Genomic DNA, 23,890 nt, shown 5'->3' with positions numbered 1-23,890 from the left:
CAGCCCGCTCACCGAAGTCTCACCTGCGCTGTGTGAGGCTTTGCACGAGCTTCGGGAGAGAGTGAGGGACCACCGTGCCGCGTCGGCGTCACGTCGCCTTGTTGCTGGTGGCACTGAGCGTGCTGACCGCGTGCAGCGCGGGCCCGTCGACCCGACCGGTGATCGCCGTGCACGGTGAGGGCGAGCAGCCGCAGGCCACCGCTCCGGCGGGTCCTCGCGAGATACCGCCCTTGGAGAACTACAACTCGAACATCACGTGGTCGTCGTGCACCGAGCAGGCGAAGCTGCGGATGGGCTCGTCCGCGCCGGCGGGAAATCTGGCCTACGAGTGCGCACGCCTCACCGTGAAGCTCGACGTCCCGAGCCGTCCCGGCCGCGGCAGCCTCGGCATGGCCCTGCTGCGGGTGGGTACCGGCGCCAGCGCCCTGGTGGTGGTGGGCGACGCGGAAGGCGAACCGGGCACGCTCAAGGCCGCCCGGCTCGCCGCGTCCCTGCCGCCGGCGGTCCTGAGCACGTTCAGCCTGATCGGCGTGGACCGACGCGGCACCGGCAGGTCGGACGGCGTGCAGTGCGTGCCCGAAGTGGCGCGGGTCGGCATCGTCGAGGCGGACCCGGACGAGGACTCGCAGGAGGACCTGCTGGAGTCGATCGGCCGGGCCAGCCAGGAATGCGTGCTGGACCTGGAGAACCGGCTGCCCGCCATCGACTCGTGGCGCGCGGCGGCCGACCTGGAGCAGCTACGCGAGGCCCTGGGGGTGGACCACCTCAACGCGATCGGCATCGGTGAGGGCTCGAAGGTCCTCACCCTCTACGCGAGCCGCTACCCGGACCACGTCGGCCGCATGGTGTTCGACGGCGCCCCGGACCCGACGATGGACGTGCCGGGTGTGGCCGAAGCCAAGGCGGTGGCGGCCGAAGCGACTTTCGCGGCGTTCGAAAAGGACTGTGCGGTCCGCTCCTGCCCGTTGGGCGCGGAGGCCACGAAACGCTTCACCGCCCTCCTCACCGCGTTGCGCACCAAGCCACTGCGCGGCAACGACCTCGACCTGACGCCGGGCACCGCCACCACCGCGGTCCTGACGGCCCTCGCCGACCGCTCCCGCTGGCCGGCGCTGGCGGACGCGATCGTGGCGGCCGAATCCGGCAAACCGGCTCCCCTGACCGACTTCGTGCGCGCCCAGGTCGTGGACCGCGACGACGACATCCCCCTGTTCGACCCGGGCCTCGTCACCGGCTGCAACGACACGACCACCCGCATCCCACCGGAACGGGTGGCGGGCCTGACCAAGGACTGGCGCGCCAAGCACCCCCTCTTCGGAGCGTGGCACGCCCGCCGCCTGCTCCTGTGCGGCCCGTTCCCGGTGCCACAGCCCGCGAAGCCGCCGAAGCTCACCAGCGCGCCCCCCGTGCTGGTGCTCACCACGGCCACCGACCCGGTCACCCCGCAGGGCGGCAGCGAACGCGCGGCCCAAGCCCTCCCGGCCGGCATCGTGGTGGGCTGGCAGGGCGGCGGCCACGGCGCCCTGGGCCAGTCGGCCTGCGCCTCCCAGGCGGCTCAGGAATTCCTGGTCGACGCCGAGATTCCCACCAGCGGCACCGTCTGTCCCCCGTGACGGAAACACGGAAGCATATTTGTTCTCGATAAATCGAAGCAGCCACCTCGACGGCTTTTCCCGCTTTCCGTCCGAGCGCAGCCGAGAATCGCTCACAAACCCCGACGACGAACGATCACAAACCCGGACCACCGGACCGGAGGACGGCCCCCGGAGCCAGGCTCCAGGGGCCGTCGTCGTTCAGCACAGCGGAGTTAACAGCTTGAGCAGCACCCGCAGCCGGGTCCGGTGCAGCCGCCGCAGCAGCCGCAACCACTCGCCTGGGCCTGTTCCGTCGTCGTGATCTCTACAGCCATCATGGCCTCCACGTAATCGCGCGGACATCCAGCGTTTGGCACGGTAGGACGGCCCCCACGGTGCGCCCTACCGCCGGCCAGGGGAAGTCCCGTCACCCGATCGCGGACCTCAATCATCAGAATGTCGCACTACGTGCCCGCAATTCAGCCGGTCAGCTCATCCAATGCCCGCTGGGCCGCCTCCAACTCCGCCCGGAGTTGCTCGACCCGGGCCAGGTGCCGTTCCCGAGCGGCACTCACCACGCTCTGCACCGCCTCGTCCACTTCCGGCAGGAGCAGTTTCGCCGCCTGGGCCACCGCCGAAGCCGCGATCGGCGCGGACTTCAACACCCGCTTCGCCCCCGTCTGCACGTCGACCGCCCACTCGCCCTCCGCCGTGGACGTCAGCGTCACGGTGACCTCCGCGGCGCCGGCCTTCTTCCGCGCGGGCGGCCGGGGAGGAGCGGCGACGGGCTTGGGCGCGGGCTTCGGGACGGGCACGGGCTTCGGCTCCGGGGTGTAGATGTGCTCGATGGGAGCAGGCGCGGGCTCGGGGACGGGGGCCGGCGCGGGCGACGCCGGGCGCTTCCGGGGCGCGGGTTTCTCCAGCGTCAGCTCCGCCGGCGAGAACGACAGCTCGTCCCTGGCGCCGGTGGGCCGCACCTGGATGTAATCGCCCTCCGCCGGCTCGGTGAACGCCAACACCTTCGCCGACCGCCCCGCCTCCACGCCCACGGCGGCGGAGGTGAACCAGACCGCGGGCGACCGGCCCGCGTCCAGCTCCGCGCGCAGGTGGTCGAGGTCCTCCGGGGACAAGGAACTCTGCTTGGCCTTCGCCATGGGGCACCTCCGCTGCGTCAAGATCCGTCACGTGCAGCTTGCCCTACGACACCGACAATTCCGCGAGCCGCCGGTCGTGCACGCGAGCGAGCACCCACTGTGCGACCATCGCGCCGGTGAGCGCAAGCAGCATGTCCCAGTGGGTGTCCCACACATCTCCTTGCGTGCCAAGGAAGTCCTGGGCGGACTCGCCGCCGATCGCGGCGCCCAGCCACTCCAGCAGCTCGTAACCGGCGCTGATCGCCAGGCACACCGCCGAAACCAGCGTGAACGTCCACCCGGCCGGCCGCAGCGGGGTGCGGCGCAACAGGATCTCCCGCACCGCGATCGCCGGCACGAAACCCTGGACGAAGTGGGCGAACCGGTCGTAGTGGTTCCGCTCCGACCACGGCAGGTCGCCCAGCGGCACCTCCGCGTAGGTGTAGTGCGCGCCCAGCGTCAGCACCAGGGCGTGCCCGAAGACCAGCCAGTACACCAGCCGGGTCAGCGGGAACCGGTGATACGTCAGCACCAGCACCGGCAGCGCGACGAGGATCGGCGCGACCTCCAGCAGCCACGTCAGGTAGCTCTTCGGCCGGACGGCGGAGACCGCCACCGCCGCGACGACGAGCACGGCGAGGACGACGGGGAGACGCGCGCTGCGGTCCATCCACCGGATCCTGCACCCTCGGGCCACCCGACGCACACCGCCGAAGACAGTCCACAAAGGACATATGCAGGGGCTACGAGGGGTCCTCCACCCGAAGCCGGTACTCGCACCCGTACTCGACCGCGTACTGCAGGTCGTAGTGGTGGACGATCTTGGGTCCGCCGTGCAGGTGGACGTGGGTGACCGTCGGCTTGGGCGCCTCCGGCGGCTTGCTGACCGAGTCGACGCGGCCGTCCAGGGGGCCGCCGACGAACCGCACCACGTACGCGTTCGTCATCGCTGGCCTCCCCACTCTTCGGCGTCGCCGTTCATGGTACGAGAGGTGTAGTCGGATCGCGGCTGAACTGCGGCGACAACTAGCCGGTTGGCCCAAACCAGTGCTCCGCCAACCCGTCCAGGGTGGTCGCGGCGGTCGGCACCTCGCGGAGGTACCAGGCGAGGTGCGAGTACACGTGCAGCAGCGTGTAGGCCATCACCTTGCGCGGGTCGACGTCCCGCCCGTACCCCCGGCGCAGGGCCGCGTTGGCGTCCGCGTCCCCCCGCGTCAGGAACACCCCGGTGGCGACGAACTCGTACTCCCGCGCCGCCCGCATCGCGGGCTCGAAGTCGAACAGCCCGCTGAGTTTCCCGTCGCGGACGAGGAGATGGGCGCTCGTCACCTCGGTGTGCGCGAGCACCAGCTCCGGATCGCCGAGATCGACGCCGGCCAGGAAGTCCGGCACCTGCTCCAGCCAGCGCGGGTCCAGCCCCCGGCCCTCCTGCCGCGCCACGCAGTTCCGCCGCTGCGTGGCGACGAACTCCGCCCAGTCGGCGGGCTCCGCGGCCGGCGGCGCGACCAGGTGGAGGGCCGCCAACGCCTCCCCGACCTGCCGGGCGATCTCCCGCCGCCCGTCGTCCCCCAGGCCGGGCCACACGTCCTTGAGGCTCGCCCCGTGCAGCCGCTCCATGTGGACGTAGCCCCAGCCGCCGAACTCGCCGGCGGCGTACAGCTCGGGGGTGGGCACCGGCAACCGGTGCTGGACGGCCAGCAGCACGTCCCGCTCGGTGGGCACCTCGGCGAGGTGGACGGCCGGGAAGAGCTTCAGCACGTGCCCGTCGCCCACCGCGTACACCGGCAGCGACCCCTCGGCGAACCGCTCGACGGCGCCGTCGATGCCGAGGTGCCGGCACAGCGCGTCGACGGCGGGCCGCAGGGCCTGCTCGTCCTCCGCGACGGCGTCGTACTGGTCCTCGGTCTCGGCGAGAGGAAACGTCACGGAGCGGCACGCTAGCAATCCCTCACTCCCCGGTCGAGCGATATTCCGCCCCACGTGTGGTAGAGGTCACGGCGTATGCGAAACTGATCGCGGACCTGAGCGCCGTTGCCATGGAGATGGCGTGAAACAGGTCATTCCCTCACATTTATGGAGTCCGCATGACCGAGTTCCGCGGCGGTGAAGGCGGCGAGAGCGGCGACAAGTAGCCGCCCGACCCCTTTTCCCGTTCTGGGCGGGCTCGACTATGCAGGTGCTGCATAGTCGAGCCCGGGTCGACTGCATTGACCACTCTCGCGGCCGGGTGTTTCAGTACCCGGACCGGCGGCGGTTCACCGGAGCGGAGATCCGGACACCCGAGCCGGCCGGTGAGGGGAGGTCGCTGTGCTGGACGGGTTCATCTCCTTCTTGGCCGACCACCTGGCCGACAAAGGCGTGGCCGGAATGGTGAAGACCACCGTGGGAATACTTGCGTTCGGCAGTGTGCTGGCCGCGTCTTTCGGCTCGACACCGCTCAAAGCCGCATTCCTGCTGACCGCCGGGATGTACGTGCTGGCCGCGCTGGCGACCCTGGCCGGGTCGCGGTCCGCGCTGCACCGCAAGGTCGTCCGGCGCGACCACCTGCTCGCCCGGTACTGCGACCTCATCTACGACGAGATCCAGCCGCTGTGGCGGATCGACCGGTGGGAGGAGTCCGCCGAGGTGGCGGACAACGGGGACGTCAGCGCGTCGATCCTGGTGCACGCCTTCGTCCAGCGCGACCGACTCCGGTTCTACCGGGTGCGGCTCGGCCCCAACTGGGACCAGCCGATGAGCAGCCGCCGGAAGGTGCGGGTCAAGGTCGCCGGGATCGAGGTGGGCGGCGCGGCCAAGAACCAGTGCGAGAGCACGTCGTCCTGGCTGCCGGACGGGCGGCTGGAAGTCCTCGTGCACTTCCCGACCGCGCCGCCGAGGAAAGGCGACGAGGTGGTCCTCCGGTTCGAGGTCCACTGGCCGCAGAAGGCCACGCCGCTGATGCGCTCGGGCCGGCCGGACGAATTCGTGATGCTCCTGGGCAACCCGCTCGCCTACCTGAGATATCGGGTCACGCTGCCGGCCGGGGTCCGCGTGCACGCCATCCCGGTCGGCCTCCAGGCGGGCGTGGACAGCTACCGCCTGGAGACGTCGACCACCGGCGGGAACCGGCCCGTGGTCGAATTGGTGGCGCACGACATCGCGGCCGACCGGCGTTTCGGGATGCGCCTGGACCTCAGGTAGTCACTCCGTCTTGCGTGCTTTCGACGGCTGCACGCGCGGCGGCTCGCCGGGCATTTTCGGGTAGTCCGGCGGATAGGGCATCTCGCCCCGGTCGTCGGCGGCGTACCACTCCAGCAGGGTCTCCAGGCCGAACGCCGCGGAGTCCAGGGCGGCGTGCGGGTCGCCGTGCTCGGCCAGGTACTTCGGCACGGTGAGCACGTCGAAGTCGTCCGGGTCCACTGTGGACAGCGTGTCCCAGGTGACCGGAGTGGACACGGTGGCCCGCGGGGTGCCCCGGACGGACCACGCGGAGGCGATGGTGCGGTCGCGGGCGGCCTGGTTGAAGTCCAGGAAGACCCGCGTGCCGCGTTCCTCCTTCCACCATGAGGTGGTCGCGAGCGACGGCGCCCGGCGCTCGACCTCGCGGGCCAGGGCGATCACCGCGTGGCGCACGTCCACGAAGTCCCACTCGGGCCTGATCCGCACGGCCACGTGGATGCCCCGGCCGCCGGACGTCTTCGGGTAGCCGGTCATGCCGAGTTCGTCGAGGACTTCCCGCAGCACCAGGGCGACCCGGACGGCGTCGGCGAAATCCGTGCCGGGCTGCGGGTCGAGGTCGACGCGGAGCTCGTCGGGGTGGTCGGTGTCCGGCCGGCGCACCGGCCAGGGGTGGAAGTCGAACGTGCCGAGGTTCGCCGCCCACGCGAGCACCGCGGGCTCGGTCGGGCACACCTCGTCGGCCGGCCGGCCGGACGGGAACCTGATCCGCGCCGTCTCCACCCACTCGGGCGCCCCCTTGGGCAGCCGCTTCTGATAGAAGGCCTCCCCGGTCACCCCGTCGACGTACCGCTTGAGCGTCGTGGGCCGGTCCCGCAGGACGTTCAACAGCGGCTCGGCGACGGCCACGTAGTACTCCACCACCTGCCGCTTCGTGATACCGCGCTCGGGGAAGTACACCTTGTCCGGGTTCGACACCCGCACCACGCGCTCGCCGACGGTCAGCTCCACAGCCTGTGCCACCCGCCGAGCCTAACAACCGTTCGGCATTGCTCCTGGTGCGGCGACTGCCGGGCGTGGCGCGCCGCCCGCCACGATCATCGCCATGGTGGTCCGATCGGCTTTGCCCACACCGCAAGGTGTCCCACCGTCGAGTGACCGACCGGCCGCGCTTCCCGGGTTCGTCGGTGCTGCTCGCCACGATCGAGCTATGCACCGGGGCCAAACGCGACGAGTTGCTGCGACTGACCCGCGAGGTCGACCGACGTGGCTGGTGGCACCGCGACAAGCCGGACTTCGCGCAACGCCAGCGCACCTTGATCAACCTGGAAGCCAAGGCCGACCTGATCATCTGCTTCGAGGGCATGCTGGTACCGGGGCTCCTCCAGACCAAGGTGGTGTTCCTGGAGAACCAGACGTCGAGCCTTTTCCTGGAGGAGCCGGCCGAAATCGGGGCCTACGAGGCAACCGTGCGGACATCTGGTGGGGCAGGCGCTGACTCAGGAAGAATCGGTCCGCCGGATCACCGAACTGGCGGCCACGCTCGACCCGGAAGCGAGGACCGAGTGACCACCGAGCGAAGCTGGCGCAAGAGCAGCTACAGCGGCACCCAGGAGAACTGCGTCGAGGTGGCCAACACCACCGGCGAAGTCGGTGTCCGCGACTCGAAACAGCCCGCCGGGCCTGCGCTCTCCTTCTCCATCGACGCCTTCACCGCACTCCTGCGGGACCTGAGGTCGTAATCCTGTCGGATATGGGCACGCGAACCCGGTCCCGATAGCGCTCAAACACAGGCGGTGGGTCAGCGGGGCGCCCGGGTCGCCAGGCCGGTGACGAAGGCGTCCAGCGCCAGTTCGAAGCTGTCGTGGTCCAGTTCCCGCGCCACCGACGGCAGCAGGTGGGCCTTGTCCAGGTTCGGGTAGCGGTCCCGGTACAGGGACTGGTCTTCCGAGAAGCCGCTGGAGAACGAACTCAGCGCCGCCCCGAACACCAGGTACATCAGGGCCGCCGCGATCATGGTCGCCTCCCGCCGCGACCACCCCGCCGCGACCAGCGCGCCGTGCACGACGTCCAGCCGGCGCAGGGACGCCTCGCGGTGCGCGGGGCCGTAGGCCAGGAACGGCACGATGTTCGGGTGTTCGGCCAGCGCCGCCCGGTACGAGCGCCCGCACATGGTCAGGCCGTGCCGCCAGTCGCCGTCCGCGAAGCCCGAGACGTCGACCTCCTCCAGGATCCCGCCGGCCACCTCGTGCAGCAGGTCGTCCTTCGTCGACACGTGCCCGTACAGCGAGGCGGCCTGGACGCCCAGCTCAGCGGCGAGTTTCCGCATCGACAGGCCGTCCAGCCCGTCCCGGTCGATGATGTCCAGGGCGACGGTGCGGATGCGCGAGGCGCTCAGGATCGGGTTCCTCGGCATGGCGGCTCCTCTTGCCCAGAGTTCGTCTGCGCGCCTACGTTAGAAAACCTAACAGCGTTCGGTCAGGAGGTCACCGGGGTGGATCTGGCCATGTCCGACGAGCACCGGCAGCTCAGGGAGCTGGCGCACCGGTTCACCGAGGAACGGATCGTGCCGCACGCCGCCCGCTGGGACCGGGACGAGGCGATCGACCGCGAGTTGGTCCCCGCGCTCGGCGAGGTCGGGTTCCTCGGGCTCGGCGTCGCCGAGGAGCACGGCGGCTCGGGCGGCGACCACCTCGCGTACTGCCTGGTCCTGGAGGAGCTGGCGCGCGGCGACTCGGCGGTGCGCGGCATCGTCTCCGTCTCGCTCGGGCTGGTCGGCAAGACCATCGCCGAGCACGGCACGGAGCAGCAGAAGCGGCGGTGGCTGCCCGGTCTGTGCGCGGGCACGGCCGTCGGCTGCTTCGGCCTCACCGAGCCCGGCACCGGGTCCGACGCCGCCTCGCTGGCCGCGAGAGCCGTCCGGGACGGCGACGACTGGCTGATCACCGGCCGGAAGGTGTTCATCACCAACGGGACGTGGGCCGACGTGGCACTGGTGTTCGCCCGCACCGGCGGTCCCGGGCCCAAGGGCATCACGGCGTTCCTGGTGCCCACCGGCTCCCCCGGCTTCGCGGCCCGGGAGATCAAGGGCAAGCTCGGGATGCGCGGGCAGGCCACGGCCGAGCTGACGCTGGACGCCGTCCGCGTGCCGGACGACTGCCGGCTGGGCGACGAGGGCGCGGGGTTCACGCTCGCGATGGCGGCGCTGGACCGCGGCCGGATGTCCGTCGCCGCCGGGTGCGTCGGGGCCGCGCGCGGCGCGCTGGAGGCGAGTCTGGCGTACGCCAAGGAACGCGAGCAGTTCGGCAGGCCCATCGCCGGTTTCCAGCTCGTGCAGGAACTGCTGGCGGACATGGCGGTGGAGACCGACGCCGCCCGCCTGCTCACGTGGCGGTGCGCCGACCTCGCCGACCGGGGCGAGCCGTTCGGCACGGAGGCGTCCATGGCGAAGCTCTACGCCAGCGAGGCGGCCGTGCGGGTCGCCAACAACGCCATCCAGGTGTTCGGCGGCTATGGCTACATCGACGAGTACCCGGTCGGCAAGTACCTGCGGGACACCAGGGTCACCACCCTCTACGAGGGCACCAGCCAGATCCAGAAACTGCTCATCGGCCGGGCGCTGACCGGCATCAACGCGTTCACGTAGTGGGAGGACGTCATGGATTTCACGCTCGACGGGGAGCAGCAGGAGATCCGCGACTGGGTGCGGACCTTCGTGCGCAGGGAGATCGTGCCGCTGGAGCCGGAGGTGCTGCGCCGCGAGCGCTCGGGCGAGCCGGGGCTGCGCCGGGACGAGCTGAAGGAGTTGCAGGACAAGGCGAAGGCCGCCGGGTTCTTCGGCGTCCTCACGCCGCAGGAGTACGGCGGCATGGGTCTGGGCGCGTTGATGACCGCGCTGATCGAGCAGGAGCTGGGCCGCAGCTTCGTGCCGTTCCGGTTCGGCGGGTACGCGGACAACATCCTGTTCCACGGCAACGAGGAGCAGAAGCAGCGCTACCTGCTGCCCACTATCTCCGGCGAGCGCGTGTCGTGCTTCGCAATCACCGAGCCGGGCGCGGGCTCGGACGCCAAGGCCATCCGCACGTCCGCCCGCAAGGACGGCGGCGACTGGGTGATCAACGGGGAGAAGACGTTCATCACCCAGGGCAACGAGGCCGACTTCGTCATGGTGTTCGCGGTGAACGACAAGGAGAAGGGCGCGAACGGCGGCGTCACCTGCTTCCTGGTCGACCGGGACATGGGATGGAAGTCCGAGCCGATCCAGACCATGGGCGAGTGGGGTCCGGCGGCGCTGGTGTTCGACGACGTCCGGGTGCCCGAGGAGAACGTCCTCGGCGAGGTCGGCAAGGGCTTCGAGCTGGCCATGCAGTGGATCGGCCAGGGCCGCTACCTGCTGCCCGCGCGGGCGCTCGGCTCGTGCGAGCGGCTGGTGGAGATGGCCGTCGAGCAGGCCAGGAACCGGGTCGCGTTCGGGCAGCCGATCGCCGAGTACCAGGCGATCCAGTGGATGCTGGCCGACTCGGCGATGGAGATCGAGGCGCTGCGCTGGCTCGTGCTGCACGCCGCGTGGCTGGTCGACCGGAAGGCCGACTCGCGGCAGGCGCAGAGCATGGCGAAGCTCTACGGCGGCATCAAGGCCAACGAGATCGTCGACCGGGTGCTCCAGATCCACGGCGGCATGGGCTACACCCGCGAGCTGCCCATCGAACGCTGGTACCGCGAGCTGCGGCTGCTGCGGATCTACGAGGGCACCGACGAGATCCAGCGCCGCACCATCGCCCGGAACCTGTTGAAGGGACACGCGAAAGTCACCGGCACGCTCGGTTAGGACGCGGGCCGGGCAGCCACACCGACGACGGTAGGGCTGCCCCCACCCGGGCTCGGGTAGCGCACACCAGGGACTCTCCGCGCCCGGCCCAGCACGATGAGTGCATGCGATCACGACCCGCAGTCTTCGAGTCGGACCTGACCCGGCAGCGCATCGCGACCGACGCCGGCACGTTCGACGCCATCGCGACCGGCCCGGCGACCGGGCGCAAGGTGCTGCTCCTGCACGGCGTGCCGGAGTGCGGCATCGAGTGGCGGCACCAGCTACGCGCCCTGGCCGCCCACGGCTACCGGGCCGTGGCGCCGGACCTGCGCGGCTACTCGCCGGGCGTGCGCCCCAAGCACGTCGACGGGTACCGGCTGGAGCACGCCGTGCAGGACGTGCGGGAGATCGCGGACGCGCTCGGCTGGAAGCGGTTCGACCTGGTGGGCCACGACTGGGGCGCCATCGTGGCCTGGATCGCGGCGGCCCGGTACCCGCTGCGCGTCCGCACCCTGACGGCGGTCTCCGCACCGCACCCGGGCGCGCTGGCGCAGGCCCTGCGCACCGATCCGGACCAGCAGCGGAGATGGTCCTGCCTCGACCACCTGCGCACGCCGGGCGTGGCGGAACGCGAACTGCTGGCCGACAACGCGGCGCGGCTGCGCGCGGGATGGCCGTCCGCGATCGCACCCGAACGGGTGAACCAGTACGTGCGCAAGCTGACCGAGCCCGGCGCGCTGACGGCGGTCCTGAACTGGTACCGGGCGAACCCGGTGGTGTCCGGGACGTACCGGCCGGTGTCCGTGCCGACGAGGTTCCTGTGGGGCGAGAACGACCAGGTGATCGGCCCGGAGGCGGCACAGAACACGGGTCGCTGGGTGACCGGGCCGTACTGGTTCGAGGTGATGGCCGACACCGGCCACTTCATCCCGGAGGAAGCGGCGGAGGAGACCACCCTCCACCTCCTGGACCACTTGGCGACCTACTAGGCCGCCTCAGCCGAGACTGGTGAGCATCTGCGCGCAGACTCGTGCCAGGTGCTTGCGCATCACGTCCGACGCACGTGAGGGATCGCCCGCCGCGACAGCGGCCACCAGGGCATCGTGATCGTCCAGCGACGCCCGCTGATGAGGTGGATCATCGACTAGACCACTGCGAAGCAGCACAACACGTTGCTGCACCAACCGAACCTGCTCGGCGATGTGAGGCGACCGGGCCGCGTCGAGCAACGCCTGGTGGAACGCCAGGTCCAGCCGATACGGAAACCTCTCCCCGGACTGGTAACTACGGCGGGACTCGTCGTTGACGGCGTGCAGGCGGACGACATCGGCATCCGTCCGACGCGATGCGGCCAACTCGGCCGCGGCACATTCGAGAGCGGTCCGGAGTTCGAACAACGCCCGGACATCAGCCGCGGTGGCAGCGGGAACGCGGGCCCCGCGATGCGGTGTCAGAACGAGCAGGCCCTCCGAGGCCAGGTGGCGGATCGCCTCCCGCAAAGGCCCTCGGCTGATGCCGAGCCGAGCGGCGAGTTCGACCTCGTTGACCCGGCTGCCGGCCGGGATCTCCCCGGTCAGCACCAGCTCGCGCAGCGCCTCCACGGCTTGTCCGGCCAGGCTCAGGTGCAACGGCGGTGTCACGAACATCTCCCTAGCACAACCCGGCCAAGCGTTGTTAACTGTCGACAGTTGGCAGCTTACCGGGCAAGGGGAACGAGATGACGCACGAGCTGGTCGCCGAGGTGTGGCGGGGCGAGTTCCTGGAGTCCGTGCACCACGGCTCGGTCGTCGCGCTCGACCACTCCGGCGCGGCGAAACTGCAGGTGGGACGGCCGGACCAGGTCACATACCCCCGTTCGTCCAACAAGCCCGTGCAAGCCCTGGCCATGCTGCGCCACGGCCTGGACCTCGACGGCGAACTGCTCGCGCTGGCCTGTGCCAGCCACTCCGGCGAGGACTTCCACATCGACGGCGTCCTGCGCATCCTCGAAGGCGCCGGGCTCGGCGAGGACGCCCTCCAGTGCACCCCGGACCTGCCCATCGGGGAGAACGCCCTCAAGGCGCACCTGAAGGCCGGCCGGGGCAAGGCGCCCAAGTACATGAACTGCTCCGGCAAGCACGCGGCCATGCTCGCCACCTGCGTGGTGAACGGCTGGCCCACCGACAGCTACCTGGCGCCCGGCCACCCGTTGCAGCAGGCCATCCGGGACACCCTGGAGGAACTGGCCGGCGAGCGCATCGGCGCGGAAGGCGTGGACGGGTGCGGCGCGCCGCTGTTCGGCATCAGCCTGGTCGGGCTGGCCCGCGCGTTCGCCCGGCTGGCCACGTCCGAAGGCGGGCCCGGTCAGCGGATCGCGCACGCGATGAGCACGTACCCCGAATGGGTCGGCGGCACGGGCCGGGATGTCACCCGGTTGATGCGCGCGATCCCCGGCGCGGTCGCCAAGGACGGCGCGGAGGGGGTCTACGCGATCGCTCTGCCCACCGGTGAGGCGGTGGCCTGCAAGATCGCCGACGGCTCCAGCCGGGCCAGGGCGGTCGTGCTGGTCGCCGCGCTGCGCACGCTCGGCGTCGACACGCCCGAGGACCTCGCCACCGTCCCCGTGCTCGGCCACGGCCGCCCGGTCGGGGCGGTGCGCCCGGCGCGGGCCCTCACGGCTTGACCCGGTCGGGGCGGGTGCGCCCGGCGCAGACCCGCTCGGCTTGACCCGGTCGGGCGGGTGCGCGCAGCACGAACCCTCACGGCTTGACCCGGTCGGGGCGGGTGCGCCCAGCACGAACCCTCTCGGCTTGAGCCGGCCATTACGCTTGCCGCATGGCCAGTTCCCGAGCCGCCGACATGCCGGAGGACGACCGGCCCACCGGCCAGGTCGACGACGGGCAGCCGACGGTCGAAGACGAGCTCGTGGGGCTCGACCCCCACGATCCCGAGACCAGGGCGTTCGCCGAGCACCTGGACCGGATGCAGCGCCAGCAGCCCGCGTTCACGGTCGAGGGCTACCTGGCGGGCGTGGAGAACTTCGCAGACTCGGCGAACCGCGCGGGTGGGCTGCGCAGGCTCACCGCCGTCGCCGTGGTGCTGCTGATCCTGCTGGGTGTGGCGGTCAGCGTCTGGTTCGGGCTCGGCGAGATCGTGTCCACGTTCTTCGATTAACGTGGGGATATGGAACCTGTCGTCGGCGCCACCCCGAAGGTGGTCCACTCCGAGCTGGAGTGGCGGGAGATCCTGAAGCCCCAGGAGTACGCGGTGCTGCGCGAGGCGGGCACCGAGCCGGCCTGGACCGGCGAGTACACCGACACCAAGTCCGAGGGCGTCTACTCCTGCCGCGCCTGCGGCGCCGAGCTGTTCCGCAGCGACACCAAGTTCGACTCGCACTGCGGCTGGCCGTCGTTCTTCTCGCCGCTGGCCGCCGACTCGGTGATCCTGCGGGAGGACCGGGCGCTCGGGATGGTGCGCACGGAGGTGCTCTGCGCCACCTGCCACAGCCACCTCGGCCACGTCTTCGAGGGTGAGGGCTACGCCACTCCGACCGACCAGCGCTACTGCATCAACAGCATCAGCTTGCGTCTGGTCGAAAACCCTTCCGGTCCAGCAGACTGAAGGCGCTACTCCGAATGACAACCAGTCCACACCAGGAGGAATCATGCGCATCTTCAAGGGAACGGACGGCGAGGGCTCCGGCGGCGTGGACGGCGCATCGTCGTCCTGAAGCCGGAAAAGAGCAACCTCAAGGCTTGCTAAAGCCCTCTTGCCGGGATGTGGCCTGACCCACACGATTGCCTCTCGACACCCGGTGGACCCCAGTCCGCCGTGGCCCACAGGGGGTGGACCGTGGAGCGACCGTGGGGCTTGTCCGGCCCGGAATTCCTGGAGCTGTACTGGATCGCGCTGGCCGTGTCGCTGGTCGTCGCGATCGGTGTGCGAGTGCGCCTGCGGGGGACGCGGGGAGTTGCCCCCGCGGGCGCGCTCGGCCCCGCTGAACTCGGCCCCTCTGAACTCGGCCGCTTCGAACTCGGCCGCTATGAACTGGCCTTCCTGATCGGCGGGCCGCGGCGGGTGGTCGAGACGTCGACGGCCGCCCTGATCGACTCCGGCGCGCTGCGCCCCGCGCGGGACGGCGCGGTGCGGGTGGTCGGCACGCCCGTCTCCGCCGATCCGGTGGACCAGGCCGTGCTGACCGACGCGGCCAGGTACCGGTACCGGACGCTCCCGCTGCTGTTCACCGCCGTGTCCGGGCAGGACGCGCCGCGCGCCGTCGGTGACCGGCTGGTCGCGCGGGGCTACCTGGTCTCGCCGTGGGTCGCGAAGCGGTGGCTGCGCCGGAGCGTCGTGCCGATGGCGCTGGTCGCGGCCGTCGGGGTGGTGCGGTGGGTGAACGGGCTCGCGATCGGCGCGCCCGTCGGGTGGCTGACGCTGCAACTCGTGCTGACCGGGGTGTTGATCGCCTTGCTGCGCAAGGCGAGTCCGTTGACGCGCACCGCGCTCGGCTCGCGCGCGGTGGCGACGGCCCGCGCGGGTGGGAGCCCCGGGGGTGGGGTGGTGGCCGGCCCGGCGGGTGACGCCGGGCTGGTCGCCCTCAACGGTTTCGCCGCGCACCCGAACATCCCGCTGCGGGCCGCCGCGCGCAGGCCCGTCCGCCGGAGGTTCCGGCACGCGGACGCCGGCGGTGGCACGACGTTCCTGGCGGCCGGGGCGGTCGGATCATCGTGCGGCAGCGGCGGATCATCGTGCGGCAGCGGCGGGTCGTCGTGCGGTGGGGGCGGCGGCGGAGGCGGAGGCGGATGTGGCGGCGGAGGCGGCGGTGGCTAGGTCTTCGGGCTGTTCCCGGGTCCTCGGGCGGTTCCGGCTCCTAGGCTGACGCCCATGGCGTTCCTGTGGTGGTACGGCCCGGCGCTGGTGCTCGCGGTCCTGTCGGGCCTGTGGCTGAAACGGGTCACCGGCGCCGCGCCGACCCGGCCGCTGACGTTCGAGGAGATCGGCTACCTCGGCGGCGGACCGGTGCGGGCGGCCGAGGTGGCGGTGGCGGCGCTGGTGGCGGACAACCGGGCCAGGGTGTCCGGCGCGACCGTCACGGCGGTGCCCGGCCAGGAACCGGGCGCGGTCACCGAACTCCAGGCGCACCTGCTGGCCCGCCTCGGCGAGCCGCGGGACCTGGACGACCTGCTGATGGGCGCGGCCACCGGCGGGCCCGCGCGGCGGCTGGGCCACGGCCTGGTCGCGGGCGGGCTGCTGGTGGCCCCGAAACGCCGGCTGTGGCGGGCGGTGCTGTCCGTGCTGCCGGTGGCAGTGCTCGCCGCGGTCGCGGTGTTCGCGGCGCCGGGAGGCTGGGTGATGGCCACCGCGCTGCCGGTCACCGGGCTCTGCGCCGTGCTGCTGCTGTTGGCTCCGCCGCCCGTGCTGACCAGGCGCGGGGCGCGGGCGTACGAGGAGGCCACCGCCGGTCTCGCACCGGTCGACCCGGCGGAGGTGACGGCCCGCTACGGACTGGTGCGCACCGCGGTCCCGGCCGCGCCGCGCACCGGCCCGGCGCGGGTGGAGACGGCGGTGTTCGACGGCGAGACGGCGGAACCGATCGGGTACGCCGACACGTCCGAGCAGTCGCTTCCCCGACGCAGGCGACCGGTGGTGATCGTCGAGCCGCGGCGCTGGCGGAGGGGCAACGGATGGCTCGTCGCGGGCGGCTGGCTCGCGGGCGGCTGGCTGGCCTCGCAGTGGCTGGAGGGGGATGACGGTGGCGACTTCGTGGACACCGACTTCGGCGGGTTCGGCTGAACTGTGGCCGGAGGAACAGGGCTTGCTGGCGGGCGGCCCCGGACGCGCCGCCGAGGTGGCGATCGTCTCGCTGGTCGAGGCGGGCGCGGTGCGGATCTCCCGTGACGGCGTGGTCAGCGCCGTGCACACGCAAATCCGGTCGTGGTCGCCGTTGCAGGCCTACGTGATGCGGTCGCTGCCGCGGTCGCTGGGTGACCTGGTGCCCGCGGTGGCGGGCAGCCCGGAGGCCGAGTCGTTGCGGCAGAGCCTGATCGGGCGTGGCCTGGTGCGGTCGCCGGGGCAGCGCAAGGCCGTGCGGTGGGCACGGCGGCTGGTCATGCTCGGGTTGGTCGCGGTGCTGGCCCTCACCGCGGCCGACTACCTGCAGGCCGGGCACACCGTGGGCGGGATCGTGCTGGGTGTCCTGCTGCTCCTGCTGATCGGCCGGGCCGGACGGCCGCTGACCAGGTCCGGGCGGGCGGCGGTGCGGCGGTTGGACGCGGTGGCGACGACCTCGAACCGGGTGGCGCTGGTCGCGTACTACGGACTGCTGGGCAAGGTCGGGAATCACCTGGTGTGGGAAGTCCTCGGGCTGGCTCCGCGGGCTTCGGCGACGCTGAAGCGACGGGCGCGGGGCACGGACTCCAGCGCGTCCGGCGGCGGGTGCGGCAGTTGCTCCAGCAGCAGTTGCGGCAGCGCGTCGGGTTCGGACGGCGGCTCGTCGTGCGGCGGCGGGGGCGGCGGCTGTGGTGGCGGGGGCGGTGGGGGCGACTGATGACAGGCCGGCCCTCCGCGGGATCGGGTCGACGGATGTGGCTGGGATTCGCCGCGGGCCGCGGCGACGGGGAAGTGACGGCTTTGGTGGGGGTGGGGGATGACGCCTGAAGACGAGGCGATGTTGATCGCCGGACCGCGGCGGGTCGCCGAGGTGGCGGTCACGGCGTTGGTCGGCGCGGGAGCGTTGCGGTTCACCGGGGACGGCCTGGTGCACGCCGTGCACACGAGCGGCGCGGCGACGCAGGCCCAGGCGCACGCGCTGGGGGTGGCGCGGCAGCCGGCTCCGTTGGGCGCGCTGGTCGAGGCGGTCGCGGCACGGGTGCCGGTGGAGCCGTTCATCGAGCGCGGCCTGCTGGTCGCGCCGGGTCGGTGGCGGGCGCTGACACCGGTGTTCTGGCTGGGGAACGTGGCCGCGGTCGGGGTGCTCGCGGCAGCCGCGTTCGGGTTGCTGCCGTCGATGGTGCTGCCCGCGCTGGTCGCGTGCGTGGCCGTGGCGGGTGTCGCGGGATACCTGCGGGGTCCGTTCGCCGGGTCCGCGCGGAGCCTGCCGCCGACGTTGCGCCGCACGCCGCTGGACTCCGTGCCGCCGCTCAACCGGGTCGCGCGGGCGGGTCTGCGTGGCGGGGTGACGCCGGTCGGCGAGGCGTTGGGACTGCCGGGCGCGGCGCTGGCGACGCTGCCGCCGCCGGAGCGTGGAAAGGTGGGTGGATGGTGGAAGGGCTGGGTGTCGGCATCGGCTGGCGGCCGGAGATCGATCTGACCGTGGAGCGGCTCGACGTGGACTTCGTCGAGGTGGTGGCGGAGAACCTGCACGTCGGGCACCTGCCGGAATCGGTGTTGCTGATCCGCGAACGGGGTGTGCCGGTGCTGCCGCACGCCGTGTCGCTGTCGTTGGGCGGCGCGGAGCCCGTGGACGCGGACCGGGTCGCCCACCTCGGCGCGTTGGCGGAGGCGCTCGAAGCGCCGTTCGTCAGCGATCACGTGTGCTTCGTGCGCGCGGGCGGGCTGGACTCCGGGCACCTCATGCCGTTGCCGCGCACGCGTGAAGCGCTGGACGTGTTGGTGGCCAACGTGAAGGCGGCGCAGGCGGACCTGCCCGTGCCGCTGGCGCTGGAGAACGTCGCCGCGCTGCTGGAGTGGCCGGGCGGCGAGCTGACCGAGGGTCAGTTCCTGGCCGAGCTGGTCGAGCGGACCGACTGCCACCTGCTGGTGGACGTGGCCAACCTGTACGCGAACGCCCGCAACCTGGGCACCGACGTGGGCCGGTTCCTGGACGAGATCCCGTTGGAGCGCCTGGCCTACGTGCACGTCGCGGGCGGCGTCGAGCAGCAGGGCGTCTACCACGACACGCACGCGCACGCCGTGCTGCCGGAGGTGCTGGACGTGCTCAAGCAGCTACGGGACCGGGTCGACCCGCCGGGTGTGCTGCTGGAGCGGGACGACGACTACCCGGCGGACGCCGAGCTGGCCGGTGAGCTGGCCGCGATCCGGGCGGTGCTGGCGTGACGCGGCCCCAGCGCGACCGGCTGGCGGCGGCGCAGGCCGAGCTGCTGCACGCGTTGCTGGGCAACGGGAAGCCGCCCGAGGGCTTCGACCCGGACCGGCTGCGGGTGGAGGCGCGGGCGCTGCTGAACAAGCGGCGCGGCATCGTGGCGATGCTGCGCCCGGACGTGGCCGACGCGCTCGGCGACCGGTTCCGCCCGCTGTTCGCCGACTACGCCCGCGCGCACCCGCGCCGGGCGGGCAGCCGGGCCCGGGAGGACGCCGCCGCGTTCGCCGAATGGGCCGTGGCGCAAGGAGAACTGCCGCCGCCGAAGAAGGCGCGCTGGTGGCGGCGGCGCGCAACCTGACGGCGCGGCCGTTACGTCCCAGGGGCATGTGGAGACCGAGCGTGGCTCTGGGCGTCCTGTTCCTCGTCACGGCATGCGGCGCGGACGCGGGACAGGGCAGGTCGTGCACGGCGATCGGCACGCTGGTGGGCGTCAGTCTGGACGTCGGGCTCACCACCGCGGAGACCGGCACGATCGAGGTGTGCTGGGACGGTCGGTGCACCACCCCTGCGCTCGACCTGTTCCCGTCGAGCCGGGCCGCGGGCGGAACGTGCGCCGGGACCGCCCCGACCGACGTGTGCGGCGCGAGCGCCGTGCCGACCGGCGGGAAGCACGCCTACGTCGCCATCCCGGACCTGCCCGACCGGCCGGTGACGGTGCGGCTCAGGCTGGCCGACCGGGCCGGGACGGCGGTGGTCGACCACGAGTTGTCCGCGACACCCGCGATGTCCTACCCCAACGGGCCGGACTGCGGGGGCGGCGGGCCGCAACTGGTCGTGTCGGTGGGCGCGGACGGGTCGGTCGCCGCGAAGTAGGCCCCTCGGCCCGGCCGGCCCGCCGGAGCCGAAGGTCGCCCGCCCCCTCGGCAACCGTCCGAACGCCTTACCCAGGAAGCGCAACAACTAACCGAGCGTTACCAACACGTGACCTGTTCGGGCGTGAAACATCCCTCAATGAGACGCTGCTCTCACTCGGAGGGGTGGATAGCGTCGAGGTCGTTGGGGGGTTTCGTCACTTCCGGTAAACCGCCGCCACCGCGAGTTCGGCGCGCCTCCCGACTGCGCGATCCACAGCGCGCACAACAGATTCGGGAGGTATCTGTGTTGAGATCCGGGAAGCGTGGCGCATGGGGAGCCGCCGCGTTGGCAATCGGGATGATCGCCTCGGGGACAGGTGCGGCCACCGCCGCACCGGAGGCGCCCGACCACCACACCACCATCACCGGAGCGCGGGCGACCGTCACCCTGATCACGGGTGACCGCGTCCTGCTCGACGGCGACCGACTCGGCTCGGTGACGAGGGGACCGGGCCGCGACGAGGTCGTCTTCCACACGTTCCAGCGGGACGGCCACGTGCACGTCATCCCGCGCGACGCGTTGGGCCCGCTGGCCGACGGCAAGCTGGACCTGCGGCTGTTCGACGTGACCGGGCTCGCCGAGTCCGGCTACGACGACGCCCGCCGCGACCACGTGCCGCTGATCGTCATCGGCGGCGGGTCACGCGCGGAAGGCGTCCAGGTCACCCGCGAATTGCCGACCGTCGGCGCGGTCGCGGCGCGGGCGCCCAAGTCCGAGGCGGGCACGGCCTTCCGGTCGCTGGTCGCCGACCCGAACGTGCGGAAGGTCTGGCTGGACGGCCTGCGCCGGACCAACCTCGACCGCAGCACGGCGCAGATCGGCGCGCCCGCGGCGTGGGGGGCCGGCTACACCGGCAAGGGCGTCAAGGTCGCCGTGCTCGACGGCGGCGTGGACGGGGCGCACCCCGACCTCGCGGGCCAGGAGGTCGCGGAGCGCAACTTCTCCGAGGACCCCGACGCCACCGACAACGACGGCCACGGCACGCACGTCGCCGCGACCATCGCGAGCAAGCACGCCAAGTACCGCGGCGTCGCGCCGGACGCGCAGATCCTGGACGGCAAGGTGTGCGTCCAGGGCGGCTGCGCCGAGTCCTGGATCCTCGACGGCATGCAGTGGGCCGCCGACCAGGGCGCGGACGTCGTCAACCTGAGCCTGGGCGGCGGCGACCGCCCGGGGGTCGACCCGCTGGAGGAGGCCGTCAACCGGCTCTCCGCCGAGAAGGGCACGCTGTTCGTGATCTCGGCGGGCAACTCCGGCCGCCCCGGCACGGTCGGCTCGCCGAGCACCGCCGACGCCGCGCTGAGCGTCGGCGCGGTCGAGCGGGACGACCGCATCGCGCCGTTCTCCAGCCGGGGCCCGCGGGCCGGCGACGGCGGCATCAAGCCCGACGTCACCGCGCCGGGCGTGGACATCGCCGCCGCCAAGGCGGCCAAGGGCACCATCGGCAACCCGGTGGACGCCACCCACGTGGCGCTGTCCGGCACGTCCATGGCCGCCCCGCACGTCGCGGGCGCGGCGGCCGTGCTCGCCCAGCAGCACCCGGACTGGACCGGGGCGCAGCTCAAGGCGGCGCTGGTCGCGTCCGCGAAGAACAACCCCGACCTGACCGTCCTCGACCAGGGCGCGGGCCGGATCGACCTGGCCAAGGCCATCACCACCACGGTCACCACCGACCCGGTGAGCGTCGGCCTCGGCCAGCAGCAGTGGCCGCACGACGACGACGTGCCGGTCGGCAAGGAGCTGACCTACCGCAACGCGGGCGCCACGCCGGTCACCCTGGACCTGACCCTGGACGTGCGGGGACCGGACGGCAAGCCCGCCCCGGCGGGGCTGCTCACGGTCGCCCCGGACAAGGTCACCGTCCCGGCCGGCGGCACTGCCAAGGTCACCGTCACCGGCGACACGAAGGTCGGCACGCTGGACGGCGTGTACGCGGGCGCGGTCGTCGCGTCGGGTGCGCTGCGCACACCGGTCAGCATCAGCCGCGAGGTGGAGAGCTACGACGTCACCATCAAGTACACCGACGGCGCCGGTCAGCCTCCCGCGTACGGCGGATCGCTGATAATCGGGCTCGACAACGACACCGTGGTGTTCCCGGCCGGCTCGGCGGGTGTCGCGAAGGAGCGTCTGCCCAAGGGCGACTACTTCGCCTACCACGACGTGTTCGCCGAGGACCGCGTGACGGGCGCGCTGCTGCCACAGCCGCTGCTCAAGGTCGCCGGCCCGACCACGGTCGACGCCGACGCCCGGCTCGCGAAGCCGATCCGGATCACCTACCCGGACCCGGCGGCCGAGGACCTGATCGGCGACGTCGTGGTGAGCCGGACCTACGGCGACCGGAGGTTCGCGGTCGGCACCGTGTTCTTCGGCGGCTTCGGCGACAAGGTGTCGATCGCGCAACTCGGCCCCGTGCCGTCCCGCGAGGAAGTGAACACGATGGTGCACGCCCACGCCAGGGGCGCGCCGGTCGGCACGACCCCGGTGAACTACCGGCTGGCGTGGGGCGAGCACGGCAAGGTGCCCACCGGTTTCGTCCGCGCGCCCGCCAAGGGCGAGCTGGCCCGGGTGGACAGCCGCGTAGAACCCCTCCCGGACGGCAAGACCTACCGCTACGGCGCGTTGCCGCGGATCGTCGGCGGCGGCTCCAGCGGCACCCTGCTGACCGAGGTCGGCGCGGCCGGCGACGCGATCGACTACGTCACCGCCAAGGGCCCGACGTGGACGTGGGTGCTCCTGCAGTTCAACGCCCAGGACCGGCCCGAGGCGCTGCTGCAGTCCCCGGACCGGAGCTACCGGCCGGGCCGCGAGTACCGCCAGCGGTTCGGCAAGCCGGTGTTCGGCCCGACGATGCCGGCGGCGGACTTCCCGTACGCGGCCCGGATGGGTGACCAGATCGGGTTCGGCGTGCCGCTGTGGGGCGACCACGACGGCAACCTGGGCGACTCCGACACCGCGTCCGCCCGCACCACGCTGTACCGCGACGGCACGAAGGTCGGCGAGACCGCCTACGCGTCGAACGGCCTGTTCACGGTCCCGCCGGGGCCGGCCGAGTTCAAGGTGGACACCGAGGCGGTCCGGCTGCCGGGCGTGTCGGAGTTCAGCACGAAGGTCGCGGGCACCTGGACGTTCCGCTCCGACACGGTCCCCGGCACGGTGTTCAAGCCGGTGCCGGTGACGGTGGTCCGGTTTGCACCGGAGCTGGACGCCGCGGGCAGCGCGCCGGCCAACCGGCTGCTGCGCGTGCCGCTGGACGTGCAGCAGCAACAGGGTGGGCCGGACGGCAAGGTCCGCAAGCTGGCGGTCGAGGTGTCGTTCGACGACGGCAGGACGTGGTCGAAGGTCGCGGTCAACGGCCGCACCGCCCTGGTGCGCAACGGTGACGCGGGCGGGTTCGCCTCGCTGCGGGTGAAGGGCTCCGACAGCAAGGGCAACACGTTCGAGCACACCGTGATCCGGGCGTACAAGATCAGGAAGTGACCGGCGGAGGGGGCGTCCCGCCCGCGCGGCGGGCGCCCCCTCCTACCGCGTCACGGCCGGTTGCGTCACGGCCGGTTGGTGACCGCCCGTCACGGCAGGTTGGTGACCAGTTCCGCCGCCGGGATCCGGGTGCCCGTGTAGAACGGGATCTCCTCGCGCACGTGCCGCCGGGCCTCGGTGCCGCGCAGGTGCCGCATCAGGTCCACGATCCGGTGCAGCTCGTCCGCCTCGAACGCCAGGATCCACTCGTAGTCGCCCAGCGCGAACGACGCGACGGTGTTCGCCCGCACGTCCGGGTAGTCGCGGGCCTCCTTGCCGTGGTCGGCGAGCATCCTGCGCCGGTCCTCGTCGGGCAGCAGGTACCACTCGTAGGACCGCACGAACGGGTACACGCAGATGTACTTGCGCGGGTCCTCGCCGGCCAGGAACGCCGGGATGTGGCTGCGGTTGAACTCCGCCGGCCGGTGCAGCGCGACCTGGCTCCACACCGGGGTCGACGCGCGGCCCAGGGCGGTCCGCCGGAACCCCGTGTAGGCGGCCTGGACCTGCTCGATCTCCTCGGAGTGCCACCAGATCATGAAGTCGGCGTCGGCGCGCAGACCCGCCACGTCGTACACGCCGCGCACCACGGTGCCCTTGGCCTCCAGGCCGTCCAGGTACTCCTGCGCCTCGGTGGCGGCGGGCCCCCGGTCGTCGGGCAGCCGGCCGGGTTCGACCCGGAAGACGGACCACATGGTGTAGCGGATGGTGTCGTTCAGCTCGTTGTAGTTCAGGCGGGCCATGCCCTCATCCTCTCACCCGGCGT

General features: G+C 72.1%; 25 protein-coding genes. 17 read left to right on the top strand and 8 right to left on the bottom strand.

All coding sequences use genetic code 11. From position 1 onward, the window contains the following. Positions 1-74: 74 nt before the first annotated feature. Complete coding sequence (locus ACQPZF_RS09945) at positions 75-1,613, top strand: alpha/beta fold hydrolase (protein WP_433270502.1); 1,539 nt, start codon at positions 75-77, stop codon at positions 1,611-1,613. Between the two features lie 440 nt (positions 1,614-2,053). Here ACQPZF_RS09945 and ACQPZF_RS09940 read toward each other — a convergent pair whose 3' ends face one another. The 4 genes from ACQPZF_RS09940 to ACQPZF_RS09925 all read right to left on the bottom strand — a co-directional run bounded on the left by ACQPZF_RS09940 (position 2,054) and on the right by ACQPZF_RS09925 (position 4,633). Next, positions 2,054-2,728, bottom strand: coding sequence for a DUF6319 family protein (locus tag ACQPZF_RS09940; protein ID WP_433270500.1), 675 nt, complete (start codon positions 2,726-2,728; stop codon positions 2,054-2,056). A 43-nt stretch (positions 2,729-2,771) separates the two neighbouring features. Further along, positions 2,772-3,377, bottom strand: coding sequence for a DUF2238 domain-containing protein (locus tag ACQPZF_RS09935; protein WP_433270498.1), 606 nt, complete (start codon positions 3,375-3,377; stop codon positions 2,772-2,774). Between the two features lie 73 nt (positions 3,378-3,450). After that, the gene (locus ACQPZF_RS09930; protein WP_433270496.1) at positions 3,451-3,654 is read right to left on the bottom strand and encodes a hypothetical protein; all 204 of its coding nucleotides are present in this window, start codon (positions 3,652-3,654) and stop codon (positions 3,451-3,453) included. A gap of 79 nt (positions 3,655-3,733) precedes the next feature. Then, complete coding sequence (locus ACQPZF_RS09925) at positions 3,734-4,633, bottom strand: phosphotransferase family protein (RefSeq protein ID WP_433270494.1); 900 nt, start codon at positions 4,631-4,633, stop codon at positions 3,734-3,736. Positions 4,634-5,014: 381 nt separating this feature from the next. Between ACQPZF_RS09925 and ACQPZF_RS09920 the strand changes: the two genes are divergently transcribed. After that, positions 5,015-5,887 carry a hypothetical protein gene (locus tag ACQPZF_RS09920; protein WP_433270492.1) on the top strand — a complete coding sequence of 291 codons (873 nt, stop codon included), beginning with the start codon at positions 5,015-5,017 and terminating at the stop codon, positions 5,885-5,887. On the opposite strand, the gene ligD is transcribed toward ACQPZF_RS09920, so the two are convergent. Next, on the bottom strand, positions 5,888-6,886 hold the full coding sequence (ligD, locus tag ACQPZF_RS09915; protein WP_433270491.1) for a non-homologous end-joining DNA ligase: 999 nt from the start codon (positions 6,884-6,886) through the stop codon (positions 5,888-5,890). Between the two features lie 131 nt (positions 6,887-7,017). Between ligD and ACQPZF_RS09910 the strand changes: the two genes are divergently transcribed. Continuing rightward, entirely contained in the window at positions 7,018-7,605 is a 588-nt protein-coding gene (locus tag ACQPZF_RS09910) for a DUF397 domain-containing protein (protein ID WP_433270489.1), read from the top strand. Positions 7,606-7,664: 59 nt separating this feature from the next. On the opposite strand, the gene ACQPZF_RS09905 is transcribed toward ACQPZF_RS09910, so the two are convergent. Beyond that, entirely contained in the window at positions 7,665-8,279 is a 615-nt protein-coding gene (locus ACQPZF_RS09905) for a TetR/AcrR family transcriptional regulator (protein WP_433270487.1), read from the bottom strand. 90 nt (positions 8,280-8,369) lie between these two features. Here ACQPZF_RS09905 and ACQPZF_RS09900 point away from each other — a divergent pair, with 90 nt between their 5' ends. From ACQPZF_RS09900 to ACQPZF_RS09890, 3 genes are all read left to right on the top strand, one after another. Then, complete coding sequence (locus tag ACQPZF_RS09900) at positions 8,370-9,509, top strand: acyl-CoA dehydrogenase family protein (protein WP_433270485.1); 1,140 nt, start codon at positions 8,370-8,372, stop codon at positions 9,507-9,509. A 12-nt stretch (positions 9,510-9,521) separates the two neighbouring features. Then, the gene (locus ACQPZF_RS09895) at positions 9,522-10,691 is read left to right on the top strand and encodes an acyl-CoA dehydrogenase family protein (protein WP_433270483.1); all 1,170 of its coding nucleotides are present in this window, start codon (positions 9,522-9,524) and stop codon (positions 10,689-10,691) included. A gap of 104 nt (positions 10,692-10,795) precedes the next feature. Continuing rightward, on the top strand, positions 10,796-11,662 hold the full coding sequence (locus ACQPZF_RS09890; RefSeq protein WP_433270481.1) for an alpha/beta fold hydrolase: 867 nt from the start codon (positions 10,796-10,798) through the stop codon (positions 11,660-11,662). A 6-nt stretch (positions 11,663-11,668) separates the two neighbouring features. On the opposite strand, the gene ACQPZF_RS09885 is transcribed toward ACQPZF_RS09890, so the two are convergent. Further along, the gene (locus ACQPZF_RS09885; RefSeq protein WP_433270479.1) at positions 11,669-12,313 is read right to left on the bottom strand and encodes a GntR family transcriptional regulator; all 645 of its coding nucleotides are present in this window, start codon (positions 12,311-12,313) and stop codon (positions 11,669-11,671) included. Between the two features lie 77 nt (positions 12,314-12,390). Between ACQPZF_RS09885 and ACQPZF_RS09880 the strand changes: the two genes are divergently transcribed. The 11 genes from ACQPZF_RS09880 (at position 12,391) to ACQPZF_RS09830 (ending at position 23,085) form a co-directional block, all read left to right on the top strand. After that, a complete protein-coding gene (locus tag ACQPZF_RS09880; protein ID WP_433270477.1) occupies positions 12,391-13,335 on the top strand; it encodes an asparaginase in 945 nt (314 codons plus the stop codon). Positions 13,336-13,487: 152 nt separating this feature from the next. Then, positions 13,488-13,826 (top strand): hypothetical protein, encoded by a 339-nt coding sequence (locus ACQPZF_RS09875; RefSeq protein ID WP_433270475.1) that lies wholly within the window; start codon positions 13,488-13,490, stop codon positions 13,824-13,826. A 9-nt stretch (positions 13,827-13,835) separates the two neighbouring features. Then, positions 13,836-14,273 carry a peptide-methionine (R)-S-oxide reductase MsrB gene (gene msrB, locus ACQPZF_RS09870; protein WP_433270473.1) on the top strand — a complete coding sequence of 146 codons (438 nt, stop codon included), beginning with the start codon at positions 13,836-13,838 and terminating at the stop codon, positions 14,271-14,273. 231 nt (positions 14,274-14,504) lie between these two features. Next, positions 14,505-15,482 (top strand): TIGR04222 domain-containing membrane protein, encoded by a 978-nt coding sequence (locus ACQPZF_RS09865; protein WP_433270471.1) that lies wholly within the window; start codon positions 14,505-14,507, stop codon positions 15,480-15,482. 54 nt (positions 15,483-15,536) lie between these two features. Further along, complete coding sequence (locus tag ACQPZF_RS09860) at positions 15,537-16,445, top strand: TIGR04222 domain-containing membrane protein (protein ID WP_433270469.1); 909 nt, start codon at positions 15,537-15,539, stop codon at positions 16,443-16,445. Continuing rightward, positions 16,405-17,199, top strand: a complete 795-nt coding sequence (locus ACQPZF_RS09855; protein WP_433270467.1) for a TIGR04222 domain-containing membrane protein — start codon at positions 16,405-16,407, stop codon at positions 17,197-17,199. Before ACQPZF_RS09860 ends, ACQPZF_RS09855 begins: the two co-directional genes overlap by 41 nt. Positions 17,200-17,298: 99 nt before the next feature. Further along, the gene (locus ACQPZF_RS09850) at positions 17,299-17,961 is read left to right on the top strand and encodes a hypothetical protein (RefSeq protein ID WP_433270465.1); all 663 of its coding nucleotides are present in this window, start codon (positions 17,299-17,301) and stop codon (positions 17,959-17,961) included. Further along, positions 17,910-18,707, top strand: a complete 798-nt coding sequence (locus ACQPZF_RS09845) for a DUF692 domain-containing protein (protein WP_433270463.1) — start codon at positions 17,910-17,912, stop codon at positions 18,705-18,707. Before ACQPZF_RS09850 ends, ACQPZF_RS09845 begins: the two co-directional genes overlap by 52 nt. Then, positions 18,704-19,051 carry a hypothetical protein gene (locus ACQPZF_RS09840; RefSeq protein WP_433270461.1) on the top strand — a complete coding sequence of 116 codons (348 nt, stop codon included), beginning with the start codon at positions 18,704-18,706 and terminating at the stop codon, positions 19,049-19,051. The genes ACQPZF_RS09845 and ACQPZF_RS09840 overlap by 4 nt, the downstream gene beginning before the upstream one ends. A gap of 41 nt (positions 19,052-19,092) precedes the next feature. Beyond that, entirely contained in the window at positions 19,093-19,566 is a 474-nt protein-coding gene (locus ACQPZF_RS09835; RefSeq protein WP_433270459.1) for a hypothetical protein, read from the top strand. A 327-nt stretch (positions 19,567-19,893) separates the two neighbouring features. Next, entirely contained in the window at positions 19,894-23,085 is a 3,192-nt protein-coding gene (locus ACQPZF_RS09830) for a S8 family serine peptidase (protein ID WP_433270457.1), read from the top strand. Positions 23,086-23,174: 89 nt separating this feature from the next. On the opposite strand, the gene hemQ is transcribed toward ACQPZF_RS09830, so the two are convergent. After that, positions 23,175-23,867, bottom strand: coding sequence for a hydrogen peroxide-dependent heme synthase (hemQ, locus tag ACQPZF_RS09825; RefSeq protein WP_433270455.1), 693 nt, complete (start codon positions 23,865-23,867; stop codon positions 23,175-23,177). Between the last annotated feature and the right edge of the window lie 23 nt (positions 23,868-23,890).

Source organism: Actinosynnema sp. CS-041913 (genome assembly GCF_050942485.1).
Taxonomy (GTDB): domain Bacteria; phylum Actinomycetota; class Actinomycetes; order Mycobacteriales; family Pseudonocardiaceae; genus Actinosynnema.
This window is presented reverse-complemented; position numbering and strand designations above follow the sequence as displayed.

What these genes read in the sequence shown, in the direction of transcription:
- ACQPZF_RS09940 (WP_433270500.1), bottom strand. Translation starts at nt 2,728, where the DNA reads ATGGCGAAGGCCAAGCAGAGTTCCTTGTCCCCGGAGGACCTCGACCAC.
- ACQPZF_RS09860 (WP_433270469.1), top strand. Translation starts at nt 15,537, where the DNA reads ATGGCGTTCCTGTGGTGGTACGGCCCGGCGCTGGTGCTCGCGGTCCTG.
- ACQPZF_RS09845 (WP_433270463.1), top strand. Translation starts at nt 17,910, where the DNA reads ATGGTGGAAGGGCTGGGTGTCGGCATCGGCTGGCGGCCGGAGATCGAT.
- hemQ (WP_433270455.1), bottom strand. Translation starts at nt 23,867, where the DNA reads ATGGCCCGCCTGAACTACAACGAGCTGAACGACACCATCCGCTACACC.
- ACQPZF_RS09900 (WP_433270485.1), top strand. Translation starts at nt 8,370, where the DNA reads ATGTCCGACGAGCACCGGCAGCTCAGGGAGCTGGCGCACCGGTTCACC.
- ACQPZF_RS09890 (WP_433270481.1), top strand. Translation starts at nt 10,796, where the DNA reads ATGCGATCACGACCCGCAGTCTTCGAGTCGGACCTGACCCGGCAGCGC.
- ACQPZF_RS09875 (WP_433270475.1), top strand. Translation starts at nt 13,488, where the DNA reads ATGGCCAGTTCCCGAGCCGCCGACATGCCGGAGGACGACCGGCCCACC.
- ACQPZF_RS09880 (WP_433270477.1), top strand. Translation starts at nt 12,391, where the DNA reads ATGACGCACGAGCTGGTCGCCGAGGTGTGGCGGGGCGAGTTCCTGGAG.
- ACQPZF_RS09850 (WP_433270465.1), top strand. Translation starts at nt 17,299, where the DNA reads ATGACGCCTGAAGACGAGGCGATGTTGATCGCCGGACCGCGGCGGGTC.
- ACQPZF_RS09935 (WP_433270498.1), bottom strand. Translation starts at nt 3,377, where the DNA reads ATGGACCGCAGCGCGCGTCTCCCCGTCGTCCTCGCCGTGCTCGTCGTC.
- ACQPZF_RS09895 (WP_433270483.1), top strand. Translation starts at nt 9,522, where the DNA reads ATGGATTTCACGCTCGACGGGGAGCAGCAGGAGATCCGCGACTGGGTG.
- ACQPZF_RS09930 (WP_433270496.1), bottom strand. Translation starts at nt 3,654, where the DNA reads ATGACGAACGCGTACGTGGTGCGGTTCGTCGGCGGCCCCCTGGACGGC.
- ACQPZF_RS09905 (WP_433270487.1), bottom strand. Translation starts at nt 8,279, where the DNA reads ATGCCGAGGAACCCGATCCTGAGCGCCTCGCGCATCCGCACCGTCGCC.
- msrB (WP_433270473.1), top strand. Translation starts at nt 13,836, where the DNA reads ATGGAACCTGTCGTCGGCGCCACCCCGAAGGTGGTCCACTCCGAGCTG.